The following is a 22,516-nucleotide window of genomic DNA, read 5'->3' on the forward strand; positions in this document are numbered from 1 at the left end:
AACCCGCACAGAGTGACGCGGCCGAGCAACCCGAAGAGCCCATTACGCCACACGCGGCATGTCACACACTCCGCGCGGCCGTGAGCCCCGTGTCCCGGTCGGGGCCGGACGCCTGGTTTACCCCGTCGGCTCGTGCTGCCACCATGCCGAGTCCGGGGATGTCCGTCCCGCGGCCCCGGGGGGAGAGGCTCAGATGGCAGAGGTGTACTTGCGCAGGCTGTCCCGATGGCAGGCCGAGCAGCAGCGGGGCGCCGTCGCGGACGTCCATGTCACGGCCTACCGTGGTCCCGCGGGCGCCGAATACCGCGACCGCCAGGGCTTTCTGAACCGCTTCGAGCAGCACGTGCAACGCCCGGGCTTCGACATGGTGGTCGCCGACACCGGCGGCCTGGTCGGCTGCGCCTACGGGTTCCGGATCGCCCGTACCGGAGACTGGTGGTCGGGCTTTCGAGGAGAGCTGCCCACGGACATCGAGGAACTCACCGCCTCGGGCCGTACGTTCCTGCTGGCCGAGCTGATGGTGCTCCCGGCCCATCGCCGCGAAGGCATCGCGACACGCCTGGGTGAGTGGCTGTTGGCCCGCCTCGACACCGATCTGGTCGTCGCGGCCGTGGACCGGTCCGGCGACGACGGCCGCGAGAACGCGGCGACGGAGACCTTGCACGCCTGGGGCTGGTCGAAGCTCGGCGCACTCGACGCCCACGCCGCCTCGGACTCCGGATCCGGCGCGGGTGCCGGTCCCGGCCGGACGAAGGCTGCTCGGGAGGTGTGGATCCGCAGACCGCCACGGTGATCCGGCGCCACCCCGAGAAGCCGGGCGGCGCCCCGCACGGCAGCGCGGATGGGCGGCGCCCGTGCACCGCGGCTGGACCGGCCGGCCCTCCACGGCGGTACGCTGGCCGTGCGGCAGCCCCTGCCCCCGGCCCTCTCCGTGCAGTCTCTTTCCGCGCAACAGAGGCCCTGCGCGAGGCGAAAGCCATCCTGAAGGCAGAGGAGCTGGGGCGTATGGGCCCGCATCCCGACCTGTTCGACGAGTGCCGCGTGATCCGATCCGGCGGCGAACTGGACCTGACGACCGCTCCAGCCTTCGCGCGCGGCCTGGAGGACGTCCGCCACGGCACCGGACGCCTCTTCCTCATCGTCGACCTGAGGGACGTGACGTTCATGGACGGCAGCGTCCTGGCCCCGCTGTGCGCGGCGTGGGACGAATGCCTGGAGCGGCAAGGGTGGTTGCGCGTCGTCTACACCCGGTCGGGCATACGTCTCGTGTTCCGGGCCGGCTCCCTCGACGAACGGTTCCCCCGGTACGCGAGTGCCCGGGACGCCTGGCAGGGCGTGCTCGCCGACCGTGGCCGGCCACCTCGACAGCCGTAACACCCGGCCGGCCCAGCCTTCGCCGTTACGCCGCCGTCCATCCCGCACCACTCGCGACGAGAGGTCGTCAACTATCGTCTGCGGCTGTAGACGTACGTTCGACAGGGGGAGCCGATCCGTTGAACCGAGCCTCGGCCGACAGGTCTCGTACGGTGGCGATCGGTGCCGCCGGGTCGCGGCCCTGCACGCTGGTCGTCTGCCGTGGGTGCTGTTGTGGCAATCCGCGGAAGTATCCCGACGACGATCACGCCTGGCAGCTGGAGCGGTTGCGGGCCGGGGCCGAGGCGTCCGGGGGGCGGTTCGTGGTGCGGACCGTGGACTGTCTCGGGCCCTGCGACCAGGCCAACGTCGTGGTCGTGCAGCCTTCGGGGGACGCGCGGCGCCGGGGAGCGCGGGCGACCTGGATCGGGTTCGCGATGGGGGACGACTGCACCGAGGAACTGGTGAGTTGGGCGTCCGCCGGAGGGCCGGGGGCCGCCGAACCTCCGGTCGCGCTGGAGTTGCAGTTCGTCCGGCCGCCGCGCGAGGCACGGGCCCGTACTCGTCGCTGAGGCGATGCCGGCCCGCGGGCCGCCCTCTGGAACCACACGTCCCGGTGCGGCACTCTTCTCCCTCGTGGGGACCCTTCCGTATCAAAGCCCGTCGACCGACACGACCGCGCACATGGTGGTGGCCGGGGACGACGCCCTGGCGCACCGGCTGGCCGCCGAACTGCGGGGGGTGTACGGCGAACGTGTGACCCTCGTCGTGCCGCCCACCCAGCGCAGTGTGCGGCCGCCGGTGGTCGGGCGGGCGCGGGGCTCGACTCTGTTCGACCGGATGTCCGCGGCGGTGAACCGGGCCGCGGGCAACGGGGAGGGGCCGCCCCAGCGGACGGCCGAACCCGCCGGTTCCGAGCGGGTGTTGGAGGCCACCGAACTCACCGAGTCCGTTCTCGCCGAGGCGGGTGTGGAACGGGCCGCCGCCCTCGCGCTCGTCCATGACGACGACGAGACCAACATCCGGGCCGCGCTCACCGCGCGCCGCCTCAACCCGCGGCTGCGGCTCGTCATACGGCTCTACAACCGGCGCCTCGGGCAGCACATCGAGGAACTCCTCGATCAGGCTTCGGCGTTGGCCATGGCCGTGACCGATGGCGAGGGAGACGGTGGCGAAGGAAGCGGGGGGCTCGGGCTCGATGCGTCCACCACCGTGTTGTCCGATGCCGACACCGCCGCGCCCGCGCTCGCCGCGACTGCCGTCGCCGGGACCAGCAAGGTCGTCCAGACCGATGGGTTGATGCTGCGGGCGGTGGAGCGGCCGCCGCCGGGGCCCGGCGAGGTCGCCGATCCCGGGCTGTGCACGCTCGCGCTGCTGTCCGCCACCACCAACGACCCCGCCGGCGCCGACGGTTCCGAGAGCAGCGGGTCGCAGGGGCCTCGGCTGCTGCCCGACGAGCGGGCCGTGGCGGCCGCCACCGGGCGCGGGACCATCGTCCTGGAGACGGTGTCCTACGCCGCGTCCGCGCCCTCCGCCGGGCGCAGCGTCGTGCCCTTCGGCTCGCTGATGTCGCGGCGGCTGCGCTGGTCGTTCGCCGGGCTGGTGGGGTGTGTGGTCGGGCTGGCGGTCGCGTCGATGCTCGTCACCGGGGAGCCCCCGCTGCAGGCGACCTATCTGACGCTCCTCGATCTCTTCGCCATCAACAACCCCGCCATCGGGGAGCCCATCGGGCGGCAGATTCTTCAGCTCTTCTCCGGGCTCGTCGGGTTGTTGCTGCTGCCTGTGCTGCTCGCCGCCGTGCTGGAGGCGCTCGGTACGTTCCGGAGCGGGTCCGCGTTGCGCAAGCCACCGCGGGGGCTTTCCGGGCATGTGGTGCTGCTCGGGGTCGGGAAGATCGGGACGCGGGTGTTGACGCGCCTGCGTGAGCTGCACATTCCGGTGGTGTGTGTCGAGGCCGATCCGGAGGCGCGGGGGCTGGCGCTGGCGCGGCGGTTGCGGGTGCCGGTGGTGTTGGGTGACGTCACGCAGGAAGGTGTGCTGGAGGCCGCGAAGATTCATCGGGCGCATGCGTTGCTCGCGCTGACCAGCGCGGACACGACGAACCTGGAAGCCGCGTTGTACGCCCGTACCGTGCGGCCCGATCTACGGGTCGTGCTGCGGTTGTACGACGACGACTTCGCCACCGCCGTGTACCGGACCCTGCGGGCCGCGCATCCGCAGGCGCTGACCCGGAGTCGTAGCGTGTCTCATCTGGCCGCGCCCGCGTTTGCCGGGGCCATGATGGGGCGGCAGATCCTCGGGGCGATTCCGGTGGAGCGGCGGGTGTTGCTGTTCGCGGCGATGGTGGTGGGTGGGCATCCGCAGTTGGAGGGGCGGACTGTGGGGGAGGCGTTTCGGGCGGGGTCGTGGCGGGTGCTTGCGTTGGATACGGCTGCGTCGGGGGGACGGCGGGGTGGTGAACCGGTCTCCGCCATGGGGGGTGGTGGGGGCGAGCGAGGTGGTTCCGGGCTGGTCTGGGATCTTCCCTCTACGTATGTGCTTCGGGCGGAGGATCGGGTGGTGTTGGCTGCGACTCGGAGGGGGCTGGCGGAGTTGTTGGGGCGGCGGCGACGGGAATCGGCGGGCACGTAGGTCTTTGGTCTCGGGGGGGGCTGGTTCGGGCTTCTGGTGCGGGAGTGGGGTGGGGTGGGGGATTTTCCTCCCCCCCGCCGCCCCTACCCGTCCCCTCCCTCAGGGGCTCCGCCCCCGAACCCCCGCGGGGCTCCGCCCCGCACTCCGCCGGGGACGCGCTCCCAGACCCCTTGTTGCGTGGGGGCGCGGTTCTTCGCGTCCTTTGTGGGGCTCGCTTAGTGGGGCAGGTGTCTGGTGGCGAAGTCGAGTTCCAGTTTTACCTGTTTGATGCGTTCGTCGACGACCAGGGAGCCGTGGCCCGCGTCGTAGCGGTAGACCTCGTGGATGGCGCTGCGGGCGGTGAGGCGGGCTACGTAGTTGTCGATCTGGCGGATGGGGCAGCGGGGGTCGTTGACGCCGGCCGAGATGTAGACGGGGGCCTTGACCGCGTCGACGTAGGTGAGGGGGGAGGACGCCTCGAAGCGTTCGGGGACCTCCTCGGGGGTGCCGCCGAGGAGGGTGCGGTCCATCGCCTTCAGGGCTTCCATCTCGTCGTGGTACGCCGTCACGTAGTCGGCGACCGGGACGGCGGCGATGCCTAGGGTCCACGCGTCCGGCTGCGTGCCGAGGCCCAGGAGGGTGAGGTAGCCGCCCCAGGAGCCGCCGGTGAGGATCAGGCGGGCGGGGTCGGCGAGGCCCGACGTCACCGCCCAGTCCCGGACCGCCGCGATGTCCTCCAGTTCGATCAGGCCGACCCGGTGCTTGAGGGCGTCCGTCCACTCGCGGCCGTAGCCCGTGGAGCCTCGGTAGTTGATACGGACCACCGCGTACCCGTGGTCCACCCAGGCTGCCGGGCCCGCCGCGAAGGAGTCGCTGTCGTGCCACGTCGGGCCGCCGTGGATGTCGAAGACGGTGGGCAGCGGGCCCGTCGTACCCGCCGGCTTCTGGATGAGCGCGTGGACGCGGCCACCGGGGCCCTCCACCCACACGTCCTCCGCGGGGACCGAGCCCGGGGACTGCAGGCCGGGGGGATCGAGGACGATCTCACCCGTCGTCGAGCGGACCACGGACGGCTCGGCCGCCGAGGACCACAGGTACTCCACGGTTCCGTCGGGGCGGGCCGTCGCCCCGGAGACCGTGCCCTGCGGGGTGGGCACCTGGACCAGCTCGCGGGACGCCAGGTCGTAGCGCCACAGGTCGCTGCGGGCCTCGAAGCTGTGGGCGATGAGGAGGGCCGAACCGTCGGGGTACCACTCGGCCGCCACGTCGCCCGGGAGGTCCAGGGCCAGGTCCGTCTCCTCCCCCGTCGCCACGTCCCACACCAGCGGCTCCCAACGGCCGCGCCGCTGATGGCCGATGAGGAGGCGGGTGTCGCCGTCGACGGGGGCGAAGCCGAGCACTTCCAGACCCAGCTCGACCGTGCCGCCCTTGGTGTCGTCCAGCTCGGCGACCGTCGAGCCGTCCGGGCGCAGCACGCGCAGCGCCGAGTGCATCGCGTCGCCGTGCTCGGTGTGCTCGACGGCGATCAGGGAGCCGTCGTGCGAGAGGTCGCCGACGCCCGCCGACTCCCGGTGGCGGTAGATCTCCACCGGCTCCTCGCCGAAGCGGACCATGTGGATCGTCGAGCCGTCCTCGTCCGTCGAACGGCCCACGACCGCCGTCCGGCCGTCCCTGCCGATCGCCAGGCCCCCGGGGTAGGAAGGCTCCAGGCCCGGAGCGGCGGGGGCGTCGACACTTTCGGCACCGTCCACGGCATCGACCGTGTCCGGGGTCTGGGAAGCGGTGAAGCGCTGGCGGCGCCAGATGCCGAACTCGTCCCCGTCCTTGTCGTCGAACCACCAGATCCACTCGCCGTCAGGGGAGAGCACCCCGTCCGTCGTACCGTTCGCCCGGTTCGTGACCTGGCGCTGCTCCCCTGTCCCGCGGTCCCACGCGTACAGCTCGTACGTCCCCGTCGCGTTGGAGACGAACAGCGCGCGGTGCGGGGCGTCCTCCGCCCAGTCGGGCAGCGACACGCGCGGCGCCCGGAAGCGCTTCTCCCAGTCGGGCATGGCTGCCTGCTGCTGCTCGATGGACCCGATGCTCTCAGTCATGGCCCCATAGTGCCTGGCCCGACCGGGCCCGCGCTGGCGAGGCCCCCAGCCTGTGGATAACTTCGCCGATCGCGCCGGACGAACTCCGGGAGAACACCGGCAGGAGGGGCCCCGAGGCCTGGACGTCGCGCGCGGCACCGTACCTTTGAAGTCGTGTACCGGTTCCTGCTGACGCCCCGCTGGTGGGGGATCAACGTCTTCGTGCTGTTGGCCATCCCCTTCTGCATCTTCATGGGTTCGTGGCAGTTGAGCCGGTTCGAGGCGCGGGTGCAGGACCACCGCGCGGCCGGTGAGCAGGCCGCCGCGGCCAAGACGGCGGCGGCCCGTCCGCTCGCCCGGCTGCTGCCCGTGAGCACGGAGACCTCCGGAAAGCAGGCCACCGCGACCGGCCGGTACGGCAAGCAGCTCCTTGTGCCGGGCCGCGAGCTCGACGGCGTGTCCGGGTTCTATGTACTGACGCTGCTGCGCGTCGACGGCGGCAAGGCGCTGCCCGTCGTGCGGGGCTGGCTGCCCGGAAACGCCGACCCGGCGAAGGCGCCCGCCGCCCCGGCCGGTGAGGTCACCGTCACGGGTGCGCTCCAGGCGTCCGAGAGCCCGGGGGCGAACGGCGTCACCGCCGCCGGGGGTCTGCCCGCAGGACAGACCGGCGCGATCAGCTCGGCGTCACTCGTCAACCTGGTGCCGTACGAGGTGTACGACGCCTGGATCACCCTTACGAAGGCCGACAGCGGGATGCGTGCGGTGCCCGCGACCGCGCCTCAGGGCACCGGCCTGGACCTGAAGGCGTTCCAGAACCTCGGTTACACCGGCGAGTGGTTCGTCTTCGCGGGCTTCGTGGTCTTCATGTGGTTCCGGCTGCTGCGCCGCGAGGCGGAGTTCGCGCGGGACACGGAGCTGGGACTCGTCCCGGACCGTGCCGAAGAAGAAGCCACGGTCGCCGAACCCGCCGCCGGCGCCCCTCAGGACGCCGACAACATCCCCGTCCGGTAGATCGTCCCGGCGCACGCGTTGGACACGGTCGTCGTGGCCGTCGCCGCGCCCGTCTCCGGCGTGTACGACACGGCGACGCTGCCGTCGGCCAAGCCGCCGTCCTCCCTCACCATCTGGGTCGAGGTGCCGGTGCCACCGGTGTCCGTGGCGGTGCCGCCCGTGCTGGTGGCGCCGTCCGTGGTGGTGGTCGGGCTCGGCGAGGGCTGTCCGCCGCCGGTGGTCGGACAGGTCTCCGAGGGCACCCAGGCGAACTTCACGACGTACGAGGCGCTTGGCTTCAGCACCACCGAGGCGACCTCCGTGGAGGGGTCGGGCAGCCCGCTGGCCGCGTCGCCCGCCACATGCGTCACCACGCTGACCTTGGCCGAGTCCGCGGCGCCCTGCGCGAGGGTGCCGACCGTGCCCGCGCCGCTGACGGTGCAGCTGGTGGTGGAGACGTTCGAGAGGGTGAAGGAGCCGTAGACCGCGCCGGTGGCGTCCGGGGTGCCGACGGTACTGGTGGCCCCGCCGAGCTGCGCCGGAGTGCACGCGGGCGAGATCGCGGCCGAGGCCGAGGGATCGGGGCCGCCCGTGGCCGACCCGGTGCTCGACGCCTTGCCCTTGTCGGGCGTGCCGGTCCGGCTGCCCTTGCCCTTGTCCTTGGAGGTGCCCGAGCTGCCGCCCGCGGAGCTCTCGCCGCCGTCGGGGCCCTTGCCCTGGCTGGTGCCGCCCTGGGCCTGTGAGCTGTTGCCCGCTATGGACGGGTCGGCGTTCGACCCGGAGGCGTTCGAGACGTGCACGAGGGCGGGAACGGCGGTGCCGATGAAGAGCGCGGCGGCGGCCACGCCGACGATGGCCTGACGCTTGCGGGCCCGCCGTGCGGGGACCGCGCGGCGCAGGTGCTCCAGCGTGCCGTCGGTGGGTTCGATCTCCTGGACGGCCTGGTGCAGCAGCCGACGCAGCGCCAGCTCGTCCGAACCGAACCCGTCGGAACCCAGTGCGTCCGGGCCCAGAGCGTCGGGGCCCAGAGCGTCGGGGCCCAGTGCGTCCGGGCCCTGCGAGTGGGGGCCGTTTGCGTCGGGTCCGTGGTTCACAGTTCCGTTCCCAGCTTGCTGCTCGTGCTCGTGCTCGTCTTCGGCGGGCGTGGGCCGGTGTGTCGGCTCGTGCCACTCATAGGGCTCGTGTCGGTCGTGGTTGTCGCGTCGCTGGCTCATGCCGGGGCCTCCATGGCGACACGGAGCGCGGCGATGCCGCGCGAGCCGTACGCCTTGACCGACCCGAGCGATATGCCGAGGGTCTCGGCGACCTGGGCCTCGGTCATGTCCGCGAAGTAGCGCAGGACGAGGACCTCGCGCTGACGGCGCTGGAGGCCCTTCATCGCCTTGATCAGGGCGTCGCGCTCCAGCTGGTCGTACGCGCCCTCCTCCGCGCTCGCCATGTCGGGCATCGGCTTCGAGAGGAGCTTGAGGCCGAGGATGCGCCGGCGCAGCGCGGAGCGCGAGAGGTTGACGACGGTCTGACGCAGATACGCGAGCGTCTTCTCGGGGTCACGGACGCGTTTGCGCGCCGAGTGCACCCGGATGAAGGCCTCCTGGACGACGTCCTCGCACGAGGCGGTGTCGTCGAGCAGGAGTGCCGCGAGGCCCAGCAGCGACCGGTAGTGGGCGCGGTAGGTCTCGGTGAGATGGTCGACGGTGGTGCCGGCGGCCATGCTGTCTTCAGCGCCGTCGCGCTGACTCGGTATGCGGGCGGGCCGCGCTGCGGGCATGGGCGCGATCACCGGCATGCCGCCGGGCACGCCGGGGCTGCGGAGTCGGCGGGGTGGACGCAGGGGCGTGCCCCTGGTCTGTACCGCGGTGAATTCGAGAACCTCTGCCACGCCAGTTGGACGCGCTTACCCCCGTCAGGGTTGTACGCGACAGGCATCACATTCGCTCCAGGATTCACACCGGCCGAAGCACCCGCTCCCACGCACCCCACGACGCCCGCTCCCACGCACCGCACAACGCCCGTCCCCACGCACCGCGCGACGCCTGTCCCCACGCGCTTCACAAGACCCGCCCCCACGCACCTCGCAACGCCCGCCGGACCATGTGCCGGAACGCCTGCCGACGCGACCGGTTGCGCGTCTGGCAGTGCATTGAATGCCCTCATGCGTACTAGCTCATCCCCTATGCCCCGTTATGCCGTGCCGCCCCCGGACACCCGCTCAGGGCGACCGCAAAGACGCTCCCCGCCCTCCGCGCGGTTGCGGAGAACGGGGAGGGAAATCTTCGAACGCCAAGCGGGTCCTCTACAAGTGGTCCGGACCATTATTCCGGCCACACAACTGACACAGATCCTACAAACGAATCCCATGATGGCCAGGGAGATTTTGCCCCTCGGGCACCCTGAGCAGGGAAACCTACCGGCCATGCAGGACGACGCTCAGCCGCACGCCGCCGAAATCGGTTCGCGGCAACGGCAGTTGGAGCCCCGGCGCCGGGGCAGCGGCGTACACGAGTGATCCCGTTGATCCCGCGCGCACGCCGCTCCCCTGACGCGGCTTTCTAGAACAGCTCCGCCGCCACCAGTTCCGCGATCTGGGCCGTGTTGAGGGCGGCGCCCTTGCGGAGGTTGTCGCCGCAGACGAAGAGTTCGAGAGCGGTCGGGTCGTCGAGAGCCCGGCGGACGCGGCCCACCCAGGTCGGATCGGTGCCGACGACGTCCGCGGGGGTGGGGAACTCGCCGGCGGCGGGGTTGTCGAACAGGACGACCCCCGGCGCGGTGGCCAGGATCTCGCGGGCCTTGGTCACGGTGACCTTGCCCTCGAAGCGGGCGTGCACGGTGAGGGAGTGCGTGGTCACGACCGGGACGCGGACGCAGGTCACGGCCACGGGCAGGTCCGGCAGCCCGAGGATCTTGCGGGACTCGTCCCGCACCTTCATCTCCTCCGAGGACCAGCCGTCCTCGCGCAGCGATCCGGCCCACGGGACGACGTTCAGCGCCACCGGCTCCGGGAAGGGGCCCGTGTTGTCGCCCACGGCCCGGCGTACGTCACCGGGGCTGGTCCCCAGTTCCGTACCGGCGACGAGGGACAGTTGCTCGCGCAGGGTGTCGACGCCCGCGCGCCCGGCGCCGCTCACCGCCTGGTACGAGGAGACCACCAGCTCGCGCAGGCCGAACTCGGCGTGCAGCGCGCCGAGCGCCACGATCATGGAGAGGGTGGTGCAGTTCGGGTTGGAGATGATCCCGCGCGGGCGCACGCGCGCGGCGTGCGGATTCACCTCGGGGACGACCAGGGGCACGTCCGGGTCCATCCGGAACGCGCCCGAGTTGTCGACCACGATCACGCCCTTGGCCGCGGCGATCGGCGCCCACTGCGCGGCCACCTCGTCGGGAACGTCGAACATCGCGACGTCGACCCCGTCGAAGGCGGCCTCACCGAGCGCCACCACCTCGACCTCCTCGCCGCGCACGGCCAGCTTGCGGCCGGCCGAGCGCGGGGAGGCGAGCAGACGGATCTCGCCCCAGATGTCCGCGTGCTGGGACAGGATCTGGAGCATGACCGTGCCGACGGCCCCGGTCGCACCCACGACCGCCAGCGTCGGTCCTGCGGTCCTGGCCATCAGCGGCGGCCAGTGCCGCCGTACGAAAGGACGGTCATCGTCCGGTGCCTCCGTAGACGACGGCCTCGTCGCTGTCGGAGTCGAGTCCGAAGGCGGTGTGCACCGCGCGGACGGCCTCGGGGACGTCGTCGGCACGCGTGACCACCGAGATGCGGATCTCGGAGGTGGAGATCAGCTCGATGTTCACCCCCGCGTCGGACAGCGCCTCGAAGAAGCCGGCCGTGACACCCGGGTTCGTCTTCATACCCGCGCCGACGAGCGAGATCTTGCCGATCTGGTCGTCGTAGCGCAGCGAGTCGAAGCCGATCACGGTCTTCGCCTTCTCCAGGGCGTCGATGGCCTTGCGGCCCTCGGTCTTGGGGAGGGTGAAGGAGATGTCCGTCAGGCCGGTGGAGGCGGCGGACACGTTCTGCACGACCATGTCGATGTTGATCTCGGCATCGGCGATGGCGCGGAAGATCGAGGCGGCCTCGCCCGGCTTGTCCGGGACACCGACGACCGTGACCTTGGCCTCGGAGGTGTCGTGAGCGACACCGGAAATGATGGCCTGCTCCACCTTCTGGTCCCCTTGCTTGATCGGTGCGCTGCTGACCCAGGTGCCCTGGAGTCCGCTGAAGGACGAGCGCACGTGGATCGGGATGTTGTAGCGGCGGGCGTACTCCACACAGCGGTGGAGCAGCACCTTGGAGCCGGAGGCGGCAAGCTCCAGCATGTCCTCGAAGGCGATCCAGTCGATCTTCTTCGCCTTCTTCACCACCCGCGGGTCGGCGGTGAACACGCCGTCCACGTCGGTGTAGATCTCGCAGACCTCGGCGTCCAGCGCCGCGGCGAGCGCGACGGCCGTGGTGTCGGACCCGCCGCGTCCGAGCGTGGTGATGTCCTTCTTGTCCTGCGAGACGCCCTGGAAGCCGGCGACGATGGCGATGTTGCCCTCGTCGAGCGCCGTCCGGATACGGCCCGGCGTGACATCGATGATCCGCGCTTTGTTGTGGACCGAGTCGGTGATGACGCCTGCCTGGCTGCCGGTGAAGCTCTGGGCGCTGTGGCCCAGGTTTTTGATCGCCATCGCCAGCAGGGCCATGGAGATCCGCTCTCCGGCGGTCAGCAGCATGTCGAACTCTCGGCCGCTGGGCATCGGAGATACCTGCTCGGCGAGATCGATCAGCTCGTCCGTCGTGTCGCCCATCGCGGAAACGACCACGACCACCTGGTGGCCGTTCTTCTTCGCTTCCACGATTCGCTTGGCGACGCGCTTGATGCCCTCGGCATCGGCTACGGAGGAGCCTCCGTACTTCTGCACGACAAGGCCCACGTGCGCTCCTCGCTCAATCCGTCTCTGCACCGCACAACTGCGGTCGGCTCAGTCTAACGAGCGGCCGGATTTCCCTTCCGGAGTATCGGATCGTGAGATGTCCCGCTCACGAAGTGATCACTCCGGACCGTCTAGGTGCACCGGGAGTCCACCGGAGTCGTCAGATCCACCGGTTTCGGCAGGGTTCCTCCGGCCGCTCCGAGCGGCACCTGCCCGCCGACACGCCTCGCCACTCCGGAAAGTGCCCCGTGTCACACGACACGGCCGTGTCTTAACTCTCAAGCACTAAGGTTCGGCGCTGCGCCGGGATGGTGGTGGGGCGCCTGCGGTTCGGTGGTGGGGCGCCTGGTGCCGGTGGTGGGGCGCCTGGTGCCGGTGGTGGGGCGGGGCCGTGCCGGTACGTCGAGCCCGTCGCCGCTGGATCAGGCGTGGGCCGGGCAAGGGAGCCGCTGCTCGATCCGAACGTAAGCGACGGGCTTGCGACGTACCGGCACGGCCCCTCGCGTCGTATGGCGGCCTCGCGTCGCGTGGTGGCCTCGCGTCGCGTGGTGGCCTCGGGTCGCGTGGTGGCCTCGGGGGTCGGCGGCCTCGGGGGGTCAGTCGTTGTGGAGTGTTGTGGGCTTGCGGCCGGGGGTCGCTGAGCGGGGTGGGGTCGTGCGCATGTGGGTGCGGACCCGGCCCAGTACGTCGCTGAGTGCGGTGATGTCCGAGCGGTTCAGGGGTGTGACGAGGAGTCTGCGTACGACCGCTACGTGGCCCGGCATCACTCGGCCGAGGAGCTCCTGGCCCTGTGGGGTGGCGGTGACGTTGACGCTGCGTTCGTCGTCCGCTGAAGGTGCCCTGGTGACCAGTCCCGCCTTGGCCAACTGGGCCACCTGGTAGGTCAGTCCGCTGCGGCTGTGGACCAGGCGGTCGGCGATGTCGGTCATCCGCAGTTGCCCCTCGGGGGCCTGCCCGAGCACGGCGAGGATCTGGAACTGGGTGTAGCTGAGGCCGCCCTCGTCACGCAGCTGCTGGTCGACGGCGTGCTGGAGCAGGCTGCTGACCTCCATCAGGGCGAAGTAGGCGGCCAGTTGCTCGGGATCCAGTCGCTCCGGATCGGGGGGCGGGGTGTCGGGCATGACCAAGAGTTTACTTGCTGCGAATTCGAAGCAGAAGTAAGGTCGGCATGTGCTTCGAATTCGCAGCATCTGGCCCAGGGAAGGGGACTGGTCATGAGCATGGCTTATCTCGCGCTGGCCGATCAGCAGCAGAAGCTCGAGTGGCTCGACGGTGGCGTCTTCGCCGTGTTGCTGGACAGCGCGGCCACCGATGGGCAGCTGACCGTCGGGCGGTTCACCGTCAACAAGGGCGAGGCACCGCCGTACCACCTGCACACCCGTGAGGACGAGGTCTTCATGCTGATCAAGGGCACCGCGCTGGTCTGGTCCGACGACCAGGAGATGGAGCTGTCCGAGGGCGGCATCGTCTATCTGCCCAAGAACGTCCCGCACGGCTACCGGATCACCTCCGACACCGCCGACCTGCTGATGATCTGCACCCCGGGCGGCATCGAGGGCATGTTCCGGCACGCCGGACGCGATCTGGCCACACCTCGGCCCGAGGGCTTCCGGATCGCGCCGGAACTGCTGGCCGAAGCCGCCGACAAGTACGGGCAGGTCGTTCTGGGACCGCCCCGCTGACCGACACCCGCCCCCGCTCACCGATGAGAGGTCCCTCATGACCCAGCAGCAACGCCAAGCCCTTGATGAACTCCTGCGGCACGCTCCGTTCGACATCGGCGGTGAACTCGGCGAACAGCGCGCCCTCTTCCACGAGATGATCGCGTCCGTGCCGCTGCCCGAAGACGTCACGGCCACGCCGGGCCGGCTCGGTGGCATACCCGTCGTCACCGTCGAGACTCCGGGTGATGATTCTTCGGCTGTGGTGCTCTACTTCCACGGCGGCGCGTACGCCCTCGGCTCGGCCGGCGACTCCGTGGGCCTGGCCGCCGACGTGGCCCGGCGGGTCGGGGTCCGTGCCGTCTCGGTCGACTACCGGCTGGCCCCGGAGCACCCGTTCCCCGCGGCCGTCGACGACGCCGTGGCCGCCTATCGCGCCCTGCTCGCGGACGGGACACCCAGCTCCAAGGTCGCGTTCGTCGGTGAGTCCGCGGGCGGCGGGCTGGTGGTGGCGACGCTCGTCGCGCTCAAGGAGGCGGGGCTGCCGCAGCCGTCGTCGGCCGTGGTCTTCTCCCCGTGGGCCGATCTGACCCTGTCCGGGGACAGCCTGACCGGCAAGGCCGACGTCGATCCCGCGCTGACCGCGAAGGGACTGCAGATCCGCGCCCGCGACTACCTGGGCGAGACCGACCCCGCCACGCCGCTGGCCAGCCCGGTCCACGCCGACCTGACGGGGCTCGCGCCCCTGCTCATCCAGGTCGGCTCGCACGAGATCCTGCTGGACGACGCCGTACGGCTGGCCGCCCGCGCCGCCGAGCACGACGTGGCGGTCGAGCTGCAGGTCTGGCCCCAGGTCCCGCACGTCTTCCAGGCGTTCGCCGCGCTCCTCGACGACGCCGACGCCGCGCTGACCTCCGCCGCCGCCTTCACCCGGGCGCACTGGCCCGCCGACTGACCCCGGACCGGGGCTACTTGGCCGACCTGATGCCGAGCGGGCCGCCGATCTCCTCAGCCATGACCCGGCCCGCCTCCTCCGCGAGGACCTCCTCGCCGAGGTCCTGGTCGGTGTCGAGGCCGTTGAGGTCGTCCAGGGGCTGGTTCAGACGCACGTGGGCCACCAGGGACTGGAGGGCGCGCAGGGCCGCCGAGGTGGTGGACCCCCAGTTGGAGAAGTAGGAGAACTGCCACCACCACAGGGCCTCGGTGGTGCGGCCCGCGCGGTAGTGGGCCATGCCGTGGCGCAGATCGGTGATGACGTCCGCGAGGTCGTCCGAGATGCGGCAGGCCACCGGGGCCTTGCGCGGTTCGTACGGGTCGAACACCTCGGAGTAGACGTCGATCGGGTCCAGCATGACCGCGAGGCGCTCGCGCAGGTCGTCGACGTCCGGCTCCGGACCGAGGTCCGGCTCGTAGCGCTCGTCGGGGACGATGTCCTCGTGCGCGCCGAGACGGCCGCCCGCCAGCAGCAGCTGGGACACCTCCAGGAGGAGGAAGGGCACGGCGGAGTCGGGCTCGTCGCCCTTCGCCACTTCGGTGACGGCGACGATGAAGCTCTCGACCTGGTCCGCGATCTGGACCACGAAGTCGTCGGGATCCTGACTGGTCGCGTGCAGCGTGGCGTCAGACATCTAGGAGTCGTCTCCCCTCGAAGGCGCGGCCGAGTGTGACCTCGTCCGCGTATTCCAGGTCGCCACCCACCGGGAGGCCGCTGGCCAGGCGGGTGACCCTGAGGCCCATGGGCTTGATCATGCGGGCGAGGTACGTGGCCGTCGCCTCGCCCTCCAGGTTCGGGTCGGTGGCGAGGATGAGCTCCGTGACCGTGCCGTCGGCGAGACGGGCGAGGAGTTCCCTTATCCGGAGGTCGTCCGGGCCGACGCCCTCGATCGGACTGATCGCGCCGCCCAGCACGTGGTACTTGCCCCGGAACTCGCGCGTCCGCTCGATCGCGACGACGTCCTTGGGCTCCTCGACCACACAGATGACGGTCAGATCCCGACGCGGGTCACGGCAGATGTTGCACAGTTCCTCCTGCGCCACATTGCCGCAGGTCGCGCAGAAGCGGACCTTCGCCTTGACCTCCATGAGGCACTGCGCGAGCCGACGGACGTCCGTCGGCTCGGCCTGCAGGATGTGGAAGGCGATCCGCTGCGCGCTCTTGGGACCGACGCCGGGCAGCCGCCCCAACTCGTCGATGAGGTCCTGGACCACGCCTTCGTACACGGACTGCCGCCCTTCCTGGAATCTTTCAGTACGTACGGTAGTTGGCCGTCGCCGGTCTTAGAAAGGCAGGCCGGGGATGCCGCTGCCGCCGAGGCCCTGGGCGAGCGGGCCGAGCTTCTGCTGCTGGAGCGCCTGGGCGTTCTCGTTGGCCGCCTGGACCGCCGCGACGACCAGGTCGGCGAGGGTCTCGGTGTCCTCGGGGTCCACGGCCTTCGGGTCGATGACCAGGGCGCGCAGCTCGCCCGAGCCCGTCACCGTCGCCGTCACGAGACCGCCGCCCGCCTGGCCTTCCACCTCGGTGCGCGCGAGTTCCTCCTGCGCGTTGGCGAGGTCCTGTTGCATCTTCTGGGCCTGCTGGAGCAGCTGCTGCATATTGGGCTGGCCACCACCGGGAATCACGATCAGCTCCTGGTCCGTACGGCTGTCTGGACGGGGTTTTCCCGTTCAGCACGAGCCTACGTGGTTGGCGGGGCCGTCGCCCAAGCACTCTTTCGAGTGAGACGATCTCGAATCCTATACCTGATCAAGACCCTCTTCTGGGCGGAAAAGCGGCGAAACCCGGGCCATCGCCACCCATTGGGCGGTAGGAAGGGGGCGGCGCTTCGGCACCACGCGTCACTTGACATCACACAACGTCACCAGACACAACGTCACCAGCAACATCACCAGCTTCGTCCTTCGTCGTCCTTCGCCAGTAGGGAGTGCCGGGTGAGCCAGCCGGAGATGCAGCCCGAGGGGCCGCCCCAGGACGGGCGGGACGACGGGGCCGCGGGGACCCGGCCGGGTGATCTGACCGGCCGGGCGTTTCCGCTCGGGGACTGGGGGGAGCCGGCCGAGCGGCTCCATGAGCTGTACCGGTGGGTGGAGCGGGGGGCGCTCGACACGGCGTCCTGGTATCTCGCGGACCGGGTGTGGAAGCGGCGGGGGGCGCGGGTGCTGCGGGGTGGGGCGGCGGCGGGGGCGGTGGCCGGGGCCGCGCTTCCCCTGCTGGACCTCACGGGAGTGGTCGGCGGGGTCGCCCCCTGGGGGTATCTCGCGCTGCTGCTCGGGGTCGCGTGCGTAGCCGGGGACCGGTTCTTCGGGGTGACCTCCGGGTGGATAAGGGACGTGGCGACCGCGCAGGCCGTGCAGCGGCGGTTGCAGGTGTTGCAGTTCGACTGGGCGTCCGAGAGTGTGCGGGAGGTTTTGGGGCCGACGGAGGGGACCGCCAGTGAGGCGGCGGATCGGTGTCTGGGGGTGTTGCGGAGGTTTTCGGAGGATATGACGGAGTTGGTGCGGGTGGAGACGGCGGACTGGATGGTGGAGTTCCGGACCGGGCCCGCGCCGCTGGGCATCCAGTCGTCCCTGGCCGGGGTTCCTCGGGCGGAGGGTGCGTCGCCCGGGCGGCTGCCGTTGCCGCCGGGCACCCGCCCGAACATGCCCCGCCAGCGCCCCCCGGAGCCGCGCTAGCGTTTCCCCGCCCCCGCCGCCCCTACCCGTCCCATCCCAGGGGCTCCGCCCCTTCCACCCCACCGGGGGCTGCCGCCCCCGCACCCCCCGCGGGGCTCCGCCCCCGCACCCCACCGGGGGCTGCCGCCCCCTGGACCCCCGCAGGGCTCCGCCCCAAACCCACGCAGGGCTCCGCCCCAAACCCACGCAGGGCTCCGCCCCAAACCCCCGCGGGGCTCCGCCCCAAACCCCCGCGGGGCTCCGCCCCGTACACCCGCATCGGCCTGAACAGCCTCGTCCTCAAACGCCGGACGGGCTGAAGATGCGCGCAGCGCCCCTCAAGGGGCGCGGGGAACTGCGCGGCCAGCCCCCACCGGCCCGCGGCCGAAGAACTTCGGGCGGGCGGGGAGCTCCCGGCGTACGCCGGGTGAAGTTCAGCGACCGTGCAACCGAACTGACGGCTCGTCAGCCACTTTTCGTGTACGTCAACGACTCGCCCGAGCCCGTGTTCACCCGGCGCAGCCGGCCGTCGGACAGAAGGGTGATCTCGGAGGCGGCGCCCGGGGAGCAGGAGGAGATCGGTGCGCCGCCGGTGACTTCGGAGGGGCCGATCACCAGGGGGCCGCCGGCGCCGGGGGCGGCGGTCAGTTCGGCCTGGAAGACGCAGTGGTAGGTGCTGCTGCCGGACGGACCGTCCGCGACGAGCGAGAGGACCGTGTCGCCCACCGCGCCCTGCTGGATGGTGAGTCGGCGGGTGTTGTGGCCCGTCCGGTTGTCGATGGAGGCGTCCCAGGTGCCGAGGAACCCCTCCGGGATCGTGCCGCCCTGGGATGCCTGGGGCGAGGGCGAATCGGAAGGGGTGGAGGAAGCAGAGGAAGCCGGCGGAGGCGAGTCGGGGGAGGTCGGGCTCGTGGACGCGGCCGAGGACGCCTTCGCGTCGTCGCTGCCCTGGGCCGTGCCGCCCTGCATCAGCGCGTAGACGGAACCGCCCGCGCCGAGCGCCACGACCAGCGCCACGACGATCAGGGCGGCGGTGGAACGCCCGCTTCTGCGCGGCGGCTCTGGCTCGGGGACGCCCGCGGGGCCGTACGGCGTTGTGGGCGTGCCCGGTCCGTACGGCGGCGTCGGGCCGTACGAGCCGGGAGCGCCCCAGCCGCTCTGCGGATAGCCGTACGCGGGCGGGCCCGTGGGGCTGGGATGCTGCTGGGGATGGCCGTACGCGGGGTGCGCGGCGGGCGGCGCGGCCGGTGGGGGCGTCTGGCCGGCGCCCGCGATCAGCGTCGGGAGGTGGTCCGTCGAGGCCGGTCCGCCCGGCGGGGGCGGGGTGGCGGCGTGCTCCGGGGCGACCTCGGGTGCGGGGGTGGGTGCGGCCGGGGGCTTGGACAGGTCCAGGGCCGCCGGGGTGGATCCCGGGGCCGATTCAGAAGCGGGGACGGTGGCCTTTTGCGCGGGCGGCGCCGGAGCCGGTGCGGGGCGCTCGTCCGGGTTCTCCGTGTCCAGCAACCGCACGGCGTGCCGCCCGAGTTGGGCCACCAGCGCGCTGGGCAGCCACGGGTCGCGGGACCGTCCGTCCACGACGGTGTCCTCCGCGCCGATGCGCTCCAGGATCTCGTCGAGGCCGGGGCGGGCGGCGGGGTCCTTGCGCAGACAGTGCCGTACGAGGTCGGCGAGGCCCTCCGGTACACCGTCCAGGTCGGGATCCTCCTGCGCGATGCGGAACATCGTCGCGTGCACCCCGCTGCTCGCCGCCCCGAAGGGCAGGGCCCCGGTGGCGGCGTACGAGAGGACCGAGCCCAGGCAGAAGACGTCGCACGCGGGCGTGACGCGGTCGCCACGGACCTGCTCGGGCGCCATGAATCCGGGCGAGCCGACGAGGGCGCCGGTGCTGGTGAGGCCGCCGTCGGTGACGGTCTCCAGGGCGCGCGCGATCCCGAAGTCGATGACGCGCGGGCCGTCGATGGTCACGAGGATGTTGGAGGGCTTGAGGTCGCGGTGGATGAGTCCGGCGGTGTGGATGTCCTTGAGGGCGTGGGCGAGTCCGGCCGCGAGGATGCGGACGGAACGTTCCGGTAGCGCCCCGTGGTCGTGGCCCACGACCGTCTGGAGGGAGGGTCCGGCGACATATCCGGTCGCGACCCACGGGACGGGCGCCTCGGTGTCCGCGTCGAGGACGGGGGCGGTCCAGAGGCCGCCGACCCGGCGCGCGGCCTGGACCTCCTGACGGAAGCGGGCCCGGAACTCCTCCTGCGCGGCGAGTTCCTCGCGCACCAGCTTCACGGCGACGGTACGGCCCCGGTCGGAGCGGGCCAGATAGACGCGCCCCATGCCACCGGCACCGAGCCGCGCGAGCAGTCGGTACGCCCCGATCTGCTGCGGTTCCCCCGCCCCCAGCTTCTCCATCGTCGTGCCGCCCTCCCCCGTGCCGGTGCAACCGCCCGAGGCCGAGGATAGTGCGGCCCCACGGGGAGGTGGGTGGGGCGGTGTCTACGGTTCAGTAACAGCACCTGGCGTTTTCGTGACGTCCGTCGCGACCCCGTCGATCTCGTCGAGAACCGCCGACAGTCGCTCCAGGATCCGTACGGTCTCGGCGAAGCCGTCCTCCCCGAGCGCCTGCGCCAGCCGGTCGGCGAGGGCCGCGTGGCCTGGGCCGATCGCGGCGACGGCGGTGCGTCCTGCGGCGGTCGGGGAGAGCAGTTTGGCGCGGCGGTGGGCCGGGTTGGGCAGGTACTCGGCGAGGCCCTTGCCGACGAGCAGATCGGCGACGCGCTGCACGCTCTGCCGGGTGATGCCCATGACGCGGGCGATCCCGGCGACGGGGAGCGGCTCGGGGAGCACCGCGCCCAGCACCTGCCACCAGGCGGCGGTCAGCCCCGCGGGGCCGGCCAGCTCGTCCGCCACGGAGAGGAACTGGCCGTTGAGCCGGAAGACGCCGAGGGCGGCGCGGCTGAGGAGGTCCTGTCGCTCCCGGCTCATCGGGCGGCCTCCCCGGCGGGCCCCGAGGCCTTCTCCAGCACGGCGTACGCGGACACGTCGGAGTCGTGGAACAGGCGGTACCAGGCGTCCAGGACCTCCCCCTCGTACACCCCGAGAAGCCGGAGGACCTCCCGGGCGAAGGCGACGGGCTCGGTCGGTCCTGCGGTGACGAGGTTGCCGTCGGTGACGGCGTCGGTGTCGACGTAGCGCCCGGCGCCCCGGTAGCCGGTGGCGGCGAGGTAGAAGGACACGGCGCTGGTGTGGTCCCGGTCGTCCAGGAGCCCCTCGCGGGCGAGCCCGGCCGTCGCCCCGCAGATCGCGGCCACCGGCACGCCCGCGTCGAGGAAGGCGCGGGCCTTGCGGGCGAAGGGGGCCAGGTCGTCGGAGGTGTCCCAGAGGTCGGCGCCGGTGAGGATCAGCAGGGAACTGTCCTCGGGGCGGAGTTCGTCGAGCGCGAGGTCGGGCTGGACGCGGAGACCGCCGATCGTCGCCACCGGCTCCCGGGTGGGGCCGACGGTCCGGATCTCGCGGCCGGCGCGGGCGAGGTACGCGGTGGTGTGACCGGTCTCCCAGTCGGCGTAGGTGTCGTAGACCGCGAGGTGGACGGGACTGCCGTGGTCGCTCGTCGCGCTCATTGCGTTCATCGCTCTCTCCTCGCGTGGACCATGACTGTGCACTATGTCAGCATGCTGTCACTCTGACAGCTTACTGTCAATATGCGGTTGTCGGCGGCCAAGCCCGACAGACTGTCGTGGAAAGCCCCCGGTCACAGACAGGACGCCGATGTCGCGCCCCCTCCGGGGACATTTACGCTTCGGCGCATGACCCCTCAGCCCAACCCCCAGGTCGGCGCCGCCGTGAAGGCCGCGGACCGCGCGCACGTGTTCCACTCCTGGTCCGCGCAGGAGCTCATCGATCCGCTCGCCGTCGCCGGCGCGGAGGGGTCGTACTTCTGGGACTACGAAGGCAAGCGGTATCTGGACTTCACCAGCGGGCTCGTCTTCACCAACATCGGCTACCAGCACCCGAAGGTCGTCGCCGCGATCCAGGAACAGGCCGCAACCCTGTCCACGTTCGCACCCGCCTTCGCCGTGGAGGCCCGTTCGGAGGCGGCCCGGCTGATCGCCGAGCGGACCCCGGGCGACCTGGACAAGATCTTCTTCACCAACGGTGGCGCGGAGGCCGTCGAGAACGCCACGCGCATGGCCCGGCTGCACACCGGCCGTCCGAAGGTGCTCTCCGCGTACCGCTCGTACCACGGAGCCACCTCCACCGCGATCAACCTCACCGGTGACCCGCGGCGCTGGCCGAACGACAGCGGCGCGGCGGGCGTCGTCCACTTCTGGGCGCCGTTCCTCTACCGCTCCCCCTTCCACTCCGACAGTGAGCGGCAGGAGTGCGAGCGGGCGCTTCAGCACCTCGAGGACACGATCGCCTTCGAGGGGCCGGGGACCGTCGCGGCCATCATCCTCGAGACGATTCCGGGGACCGCGGGCATCATGACGCCGCCACCGGGCTATCTCGCGGGGGTGCGCGCGCTCTGCGACCAGTACGGGATCGTCTTCATCCTGGACGAGGTCATGGCGGGGTTCGGACGTACGGGGAAGTGGTTCGCGGCGGACCACTACGACGTGACGCCGGACCTCATGACCTTCGCCAAGGGCGTGAACTCGGGCTACGTTCCGCTCGGCGGCGTCGCGATCTCCTCGGCGATCGCCGAGACCTTCGCCCGGCGGCCCTACCCCGGGGGACTCACGTACTCCGGGCATCCGCTGGCCTGTGCCGCCGCCGTCGCCACCATCAACGTGATGGAGGAGGAGGACATCGTCGAGCAGGCCGCGCGGATCGGGGAGACGGTGCTCGGTCCCGGGCTGCGGGAGCTCGCCGCGCGGCATCCCAGTGTGGGTGAGGTGCGCGGTACGGGGGTGTTCTGGGCGCTGGAGCTGGTCAAGAACCGGGAGACCCGGGAGCCGCTGGTGCCCTACAACGCCGCCGGTGAGGCCAATGGGCCGATGGTCGCGTTCGGGGCCGCGGCGAAGGCGCGGGGGCTGTGGCCGTTCATCAACATGAACCGGACTCATGTGGTGCCGCCGTGCAATGTCTCCGAGGGGGAGGCGAAGGAGGGGCTCGCGGCGCTGGACGAGGCGTTGTCGGTGGCGGACGAACACACCGTGTGACGCGCGGGGGGTCTCGCCCCCGCCGCCCCTACCCGTCCCATCCGTACCTGGGGGCTCCGCCCCCAGACCCCCGAGGTGGCTCCTCGGCTGCGGGCGGGTGGGGGCCGGCCGC

21 protein-coding genes are annotated in these 22,516 nt (G+C 71.6%); 9 read left to right on the plus strand and 12 right to left on the minus strand.

Going from position 1 to position 22,516, the window contains the following annotated elements; all coding sequences use genetic code 11:
* Positions 1 to 193: 193 nt before the first annotated feature.
* From ACIQTP_RS30480 to ACIQTP_RS30495, 4 genes are all read left to right on the plus strand, one after another.
* Positions 194 to 793: a GNAT family N-acetyltransferase gene (locus tag ACIQTP_RS30480; protein WP_403405699.1), complete on the plus strand. Its 600-nt coding sequence runs from the start codon at positions 194 to 196 to the stop codon at positions 791 to 793.
* 212 nt (positions 794 to 1,005) lie between these two features.
* Positions 1,006 to 1,374 (plus strand): STAS domain-containing protein, encoded by a 369-nt coding sequence (locus ACIQTP_RS30485; RefSeq protein WP_403405702.1) that lies wholly within the window; start codon positions 1,006 to 1,008, stop codon positions 1,372 to 1,374.
* Between the two features lie 119 nt (positions 1,375 to 1,493).
* On the plus strand, positions 1,494 to 1,925 hold the full coding sequence (locus tag ACIQTP_RS30490) for a (2Fe-2S) ferredoxin domain-containing protein (RefSeq protein WP_403405705.1): 432 nt from the start codon (positions 1,494 to 1,496) through the stop codon (positions 1,923 to 1,925).
* Between the two features lie 112 nt (positions 1,926 to 2,037).
* Positions 2,038 to 3,984, plus strand: coding sequence for an NAD-binding protein (locus tag ACIQTP_RS30495; RefSeq protein WP_403406109.1), 1,947 nt, complete (start codon positions 2,038 to 2,040; stop codon positions 3,982 to 3,984).
* A gap of 215 nt (positions 3,985 to 4,199) precedes the next feature.
* On the opposite strand, the gene ACIQTP_RS30500 is transcribed toward ACIQTP_RS30495, so the two are convergent.
* Positions 4,200 to 6,056, minus strand: coding sequence for a prolyl oligopeptidase family serine peptidase (locus tag ACIQTP_RS30500; RefSeq protein ID WP_403405708.1), 1,857 nt, complete (start codon positions 6,054 to 6,056; stop codon positions 4,200 to 4,202).
* Between the two features lie 153 nt (positions 6,057 to 6,209).
* On the opposite strand from ACIQTP_RS30500, the gene ACIQTP_RS30505 reads away from it, so the two are divergent.
* Complete coding sequence (locus ACIQTP_RS30505) at positions 6,210 to 7,046, plus strand: SURF1 family protein (protein WP_403405711.1); 837 nt, start codon at positions 6,210 to 6,212, stop codon at positions 7,044 to 7,046.
* Here ACIQTP_RS30505 and ACIQTP_RS30510 read toward each other — a convergent pair.
* The 5 genes from ACIQTP_RS30510 to ACIQTP_RS30530 form a co-directional block, all read right to left on the minus strand.
* Positions 7,016 to 8,239, minus strand: coding sequence for a hypothetical protein (locus ACIQTP_RS30510; RefSeq protein ID WP_403405714.1), 1,224 nt, complete (start codon positions 8,237 to 8,239; stop codon positions 7,016 to 7,018). The genes ACIQTP_RS30505 and ACIQTP_RS30510 overlap by 31 nt on opposite strands.
* Positions 8,236 to 8,904 carry a SigE family RNA polymerase sigma factor gene (locus tag ACIQTP_RS30515; protein WP_079065272.1) on the minus strand — a complete coding sequence of 223 codons (669 nt, stop codon included), beginning with the start codon at positions 8,902 to 8,904 and terminating at the stop codon, positions 8,236 to 8,238. The genes ACIQTP_RS30510 and ACIQTP_RS30515 overlap by 4 nt, the downstream gene beginning before the upstream one ends.
* Before the next feature lie 670 nt (positions 8,905 to 9,574).
* The gene (locus ACIQTP_RS30520; protein WP_403405719.1) at positions 9,575 to 10,633 is read right to left on the minus strand and encodes an aspartate-semialdehyde dehydrogenase; all 1,059 of its coding nucleotides are present in this window, start codon (positions 10,631 to 10,633) and stop codon (positions 9,575 to 9,577) included.
* A 34-nt stretch (positions 10,634 to 10,667) separates the two neighbouring features.
* On the minus strand, positions 10,668 to 11,945 hold the full coding sequence (locus ACIQTP_RS30525; RefSeq protein WP_402039241.1) for an aspartate kinase: 1,278 nt from the start codon (positions 11,943 to 11,945) through the stop codon (positions 10,668 to 10,670).
* 596 nt (positions 11,946 to 12,541) lie between these two features.
* Positions 12,542 to 13,066, minus strand: coding sequence for a MarR family winged helix-turn-helix transcriptional regulator (locus ACIQTP_RS30530; RefSeq protein WP_403405722.1), 525 nt, complete (start codon positions 13,064 to 13,066; stop codon positions 12,542 to 12,544).
* A 93-nt stretch (positions 13,067 to 13,159) separates the two neighbouring features.
* Here ACIQTP_RS30530 and ACIQTP_RS30535 point away from each other — a divergent pair, with 93 nt between their 5' ends.
* Positions 13,160 to 13,627, plus strand: coding sequence for a cupin domain-containing protein (locus tag ACIQTP_RS30535; RefSeq protein WP_403405725.1), 468 nt, complete (start codon positions 13,160 to 13,162; stop codon positions 13,625 to 13,627).
* 37 nt (positions 13,628 to 13,664) lie between these two features.
* The gene (locus tag ACIQTP_RS30540; protein WP_403405728.1) at positions 13,665 to 14,561 is read left to right on the plus strand and encodes an alpha/beta hydrolase fold domain-containing protein; all 897 of its coding nucleotides are present in this window, start codon (positions 13,665 to 13,667) and stop codon (positions 14,559 to 14,561) included.
* Positions 14,562 to 14,574: 13 nt separating this feature from the next.
* On the opposite strand, the gene ACIQTP_RS30545 is transcribed toward ACIQTP_RS30540, so the two are convergent.
* Genes ACIQTP_RS30545 through ACIQTP_RS30555 form a run of 3 tightly spaced genes read right to left on the minus strand, consistent with a single transcriptional unit; the run spans position 14,575 to position 16,225 of the window.
* Positions 14,575 to 15,234, minus strand: coding sequence for a DUF5063 domain-containing protein (locus tag ACIQTP_RS30545; protein ID WP_402039237.1), 660 nt, complete (start codon positions 15,232 to 15,234; stop codon positions 14,575 to 14,577).
* A complete protein-coding gene (gene recR, locus ACIQTP_RS30550) occupies positions 15,227 to 15,826 on the minus strand; it encodes a recombination mediator RecR (RefSeq protein WP_055613476.1) in 600 nt (199 codons plus the stop codon). Before recR ends, ACIQTP_RS30545 begins: the two co-directional genes overlap by 8 nt.
* 57 nt (positions 15,827 to 15,883) lie before the next feature.
* Complete coding sequence (locus ACIQTP_RS30555) at positions 15,884 to 16,225, minus strand: YbaB/EbfC family nucleoid-associated protein (protein ID WP_075033091.1); 342 nt, start codon at positions 16,223 to 16,225, stop codon at positions 15,884 to 15,886.
* Positions 16,226 to 16,534: 309 nt separating this feature from the next.
* Here ACIQTP_RS30555 and ACIQTP_RS30560 point away from each other — a divergent pair, with 309 nt between their 5' ends.
* The gene (locus ACIQTP_RS30560) at positions 16,535 to 17,275 is read left to right on the plus strand and encodes an SLATT domain-containing protein (protein ID WP_403405733.1); all 741 of its coding nucleotides are present in this window, start codon (positions 16,535 to 16,537) and stop codon (positions 17,273 to 17,275) included.
* A gap of 444 nt (positions 17,276 to 17,719) precedes the next feature.
* Here the strand turns inward: ACIQTP_RS30560 and ACIQTP_RS30565 are convergent, their stop codons facing one another.
* From ACIQTP_RS30565 to ACIQTP_RS30575, 3 genes are all read right to left on the minus strand, one after another.
* Entirely contained in the window at positions 17,720 to 19,654 is a 1,935-nt protein-coding gene (locus tag ACIQTP_RS30565) for a serine/threonine-protein kinase (protein ID WP_403405735.1), read from the minus strand.
* A gap of 84 nt (positions 19,655 to 19,738) precedes the next feature.
* On the minus strand, positions 19,739 to 20,227 hold the full coding sequence (locus ACIQTP_RS30570; RefSeq protein ID WP_403405738.1) for a MarR family winged helix-turn-helix transcriptional regulator: 489 nt from the start codon (positions 20,225 to 20,227) through the stop codon (positions 19,739 to 19,741).
* Positions 20,224 to 20,871, minus strand: a complete 648-nt coding sequence (locus ACIQTP_RS30575; protein WP_403405741.1) for a type 1 glutamine amidotransferase family protein — start codon at positions 20,869 to 20,871, stop codon at positions 20,224 to 20,226. Before ACIQTP_RS30575 ends, ACIQTP_RS30570 begins: the two co-directional genes overlap by 4 nt.
* Positions 20,872 to 21,048: 177 nt before the next feature.
* Between ACIQTP_RS30575 and ACIQTP_RS30580 the strand changes: the two genes are divergently transcribed.
* The gene (locus ACIQTP_RS30580; RefSeq protein WP_403405744.1) at positions 21,049 to 22,404 is read left to right on the plus strand and encodes an aspartate aminotransferase family protein; all 1,356 of its coding nucleotides are present in this window, start codon (positions 21,049 to 21,051) and stop codon (positions 22,402 to 22,404) included.
* Positions 22,405 to 22,516: the final 112 nt, after the last annotated feature.

It is taken from the genome of Streptomyces sp. NPDC090798 (genome assembly GCF_044768965.1).
Lineage (GTDB): Bacteria > Actinomycetota > Actinomycetes > Streptomycetales > Streptomycetaceae > Streptomyces.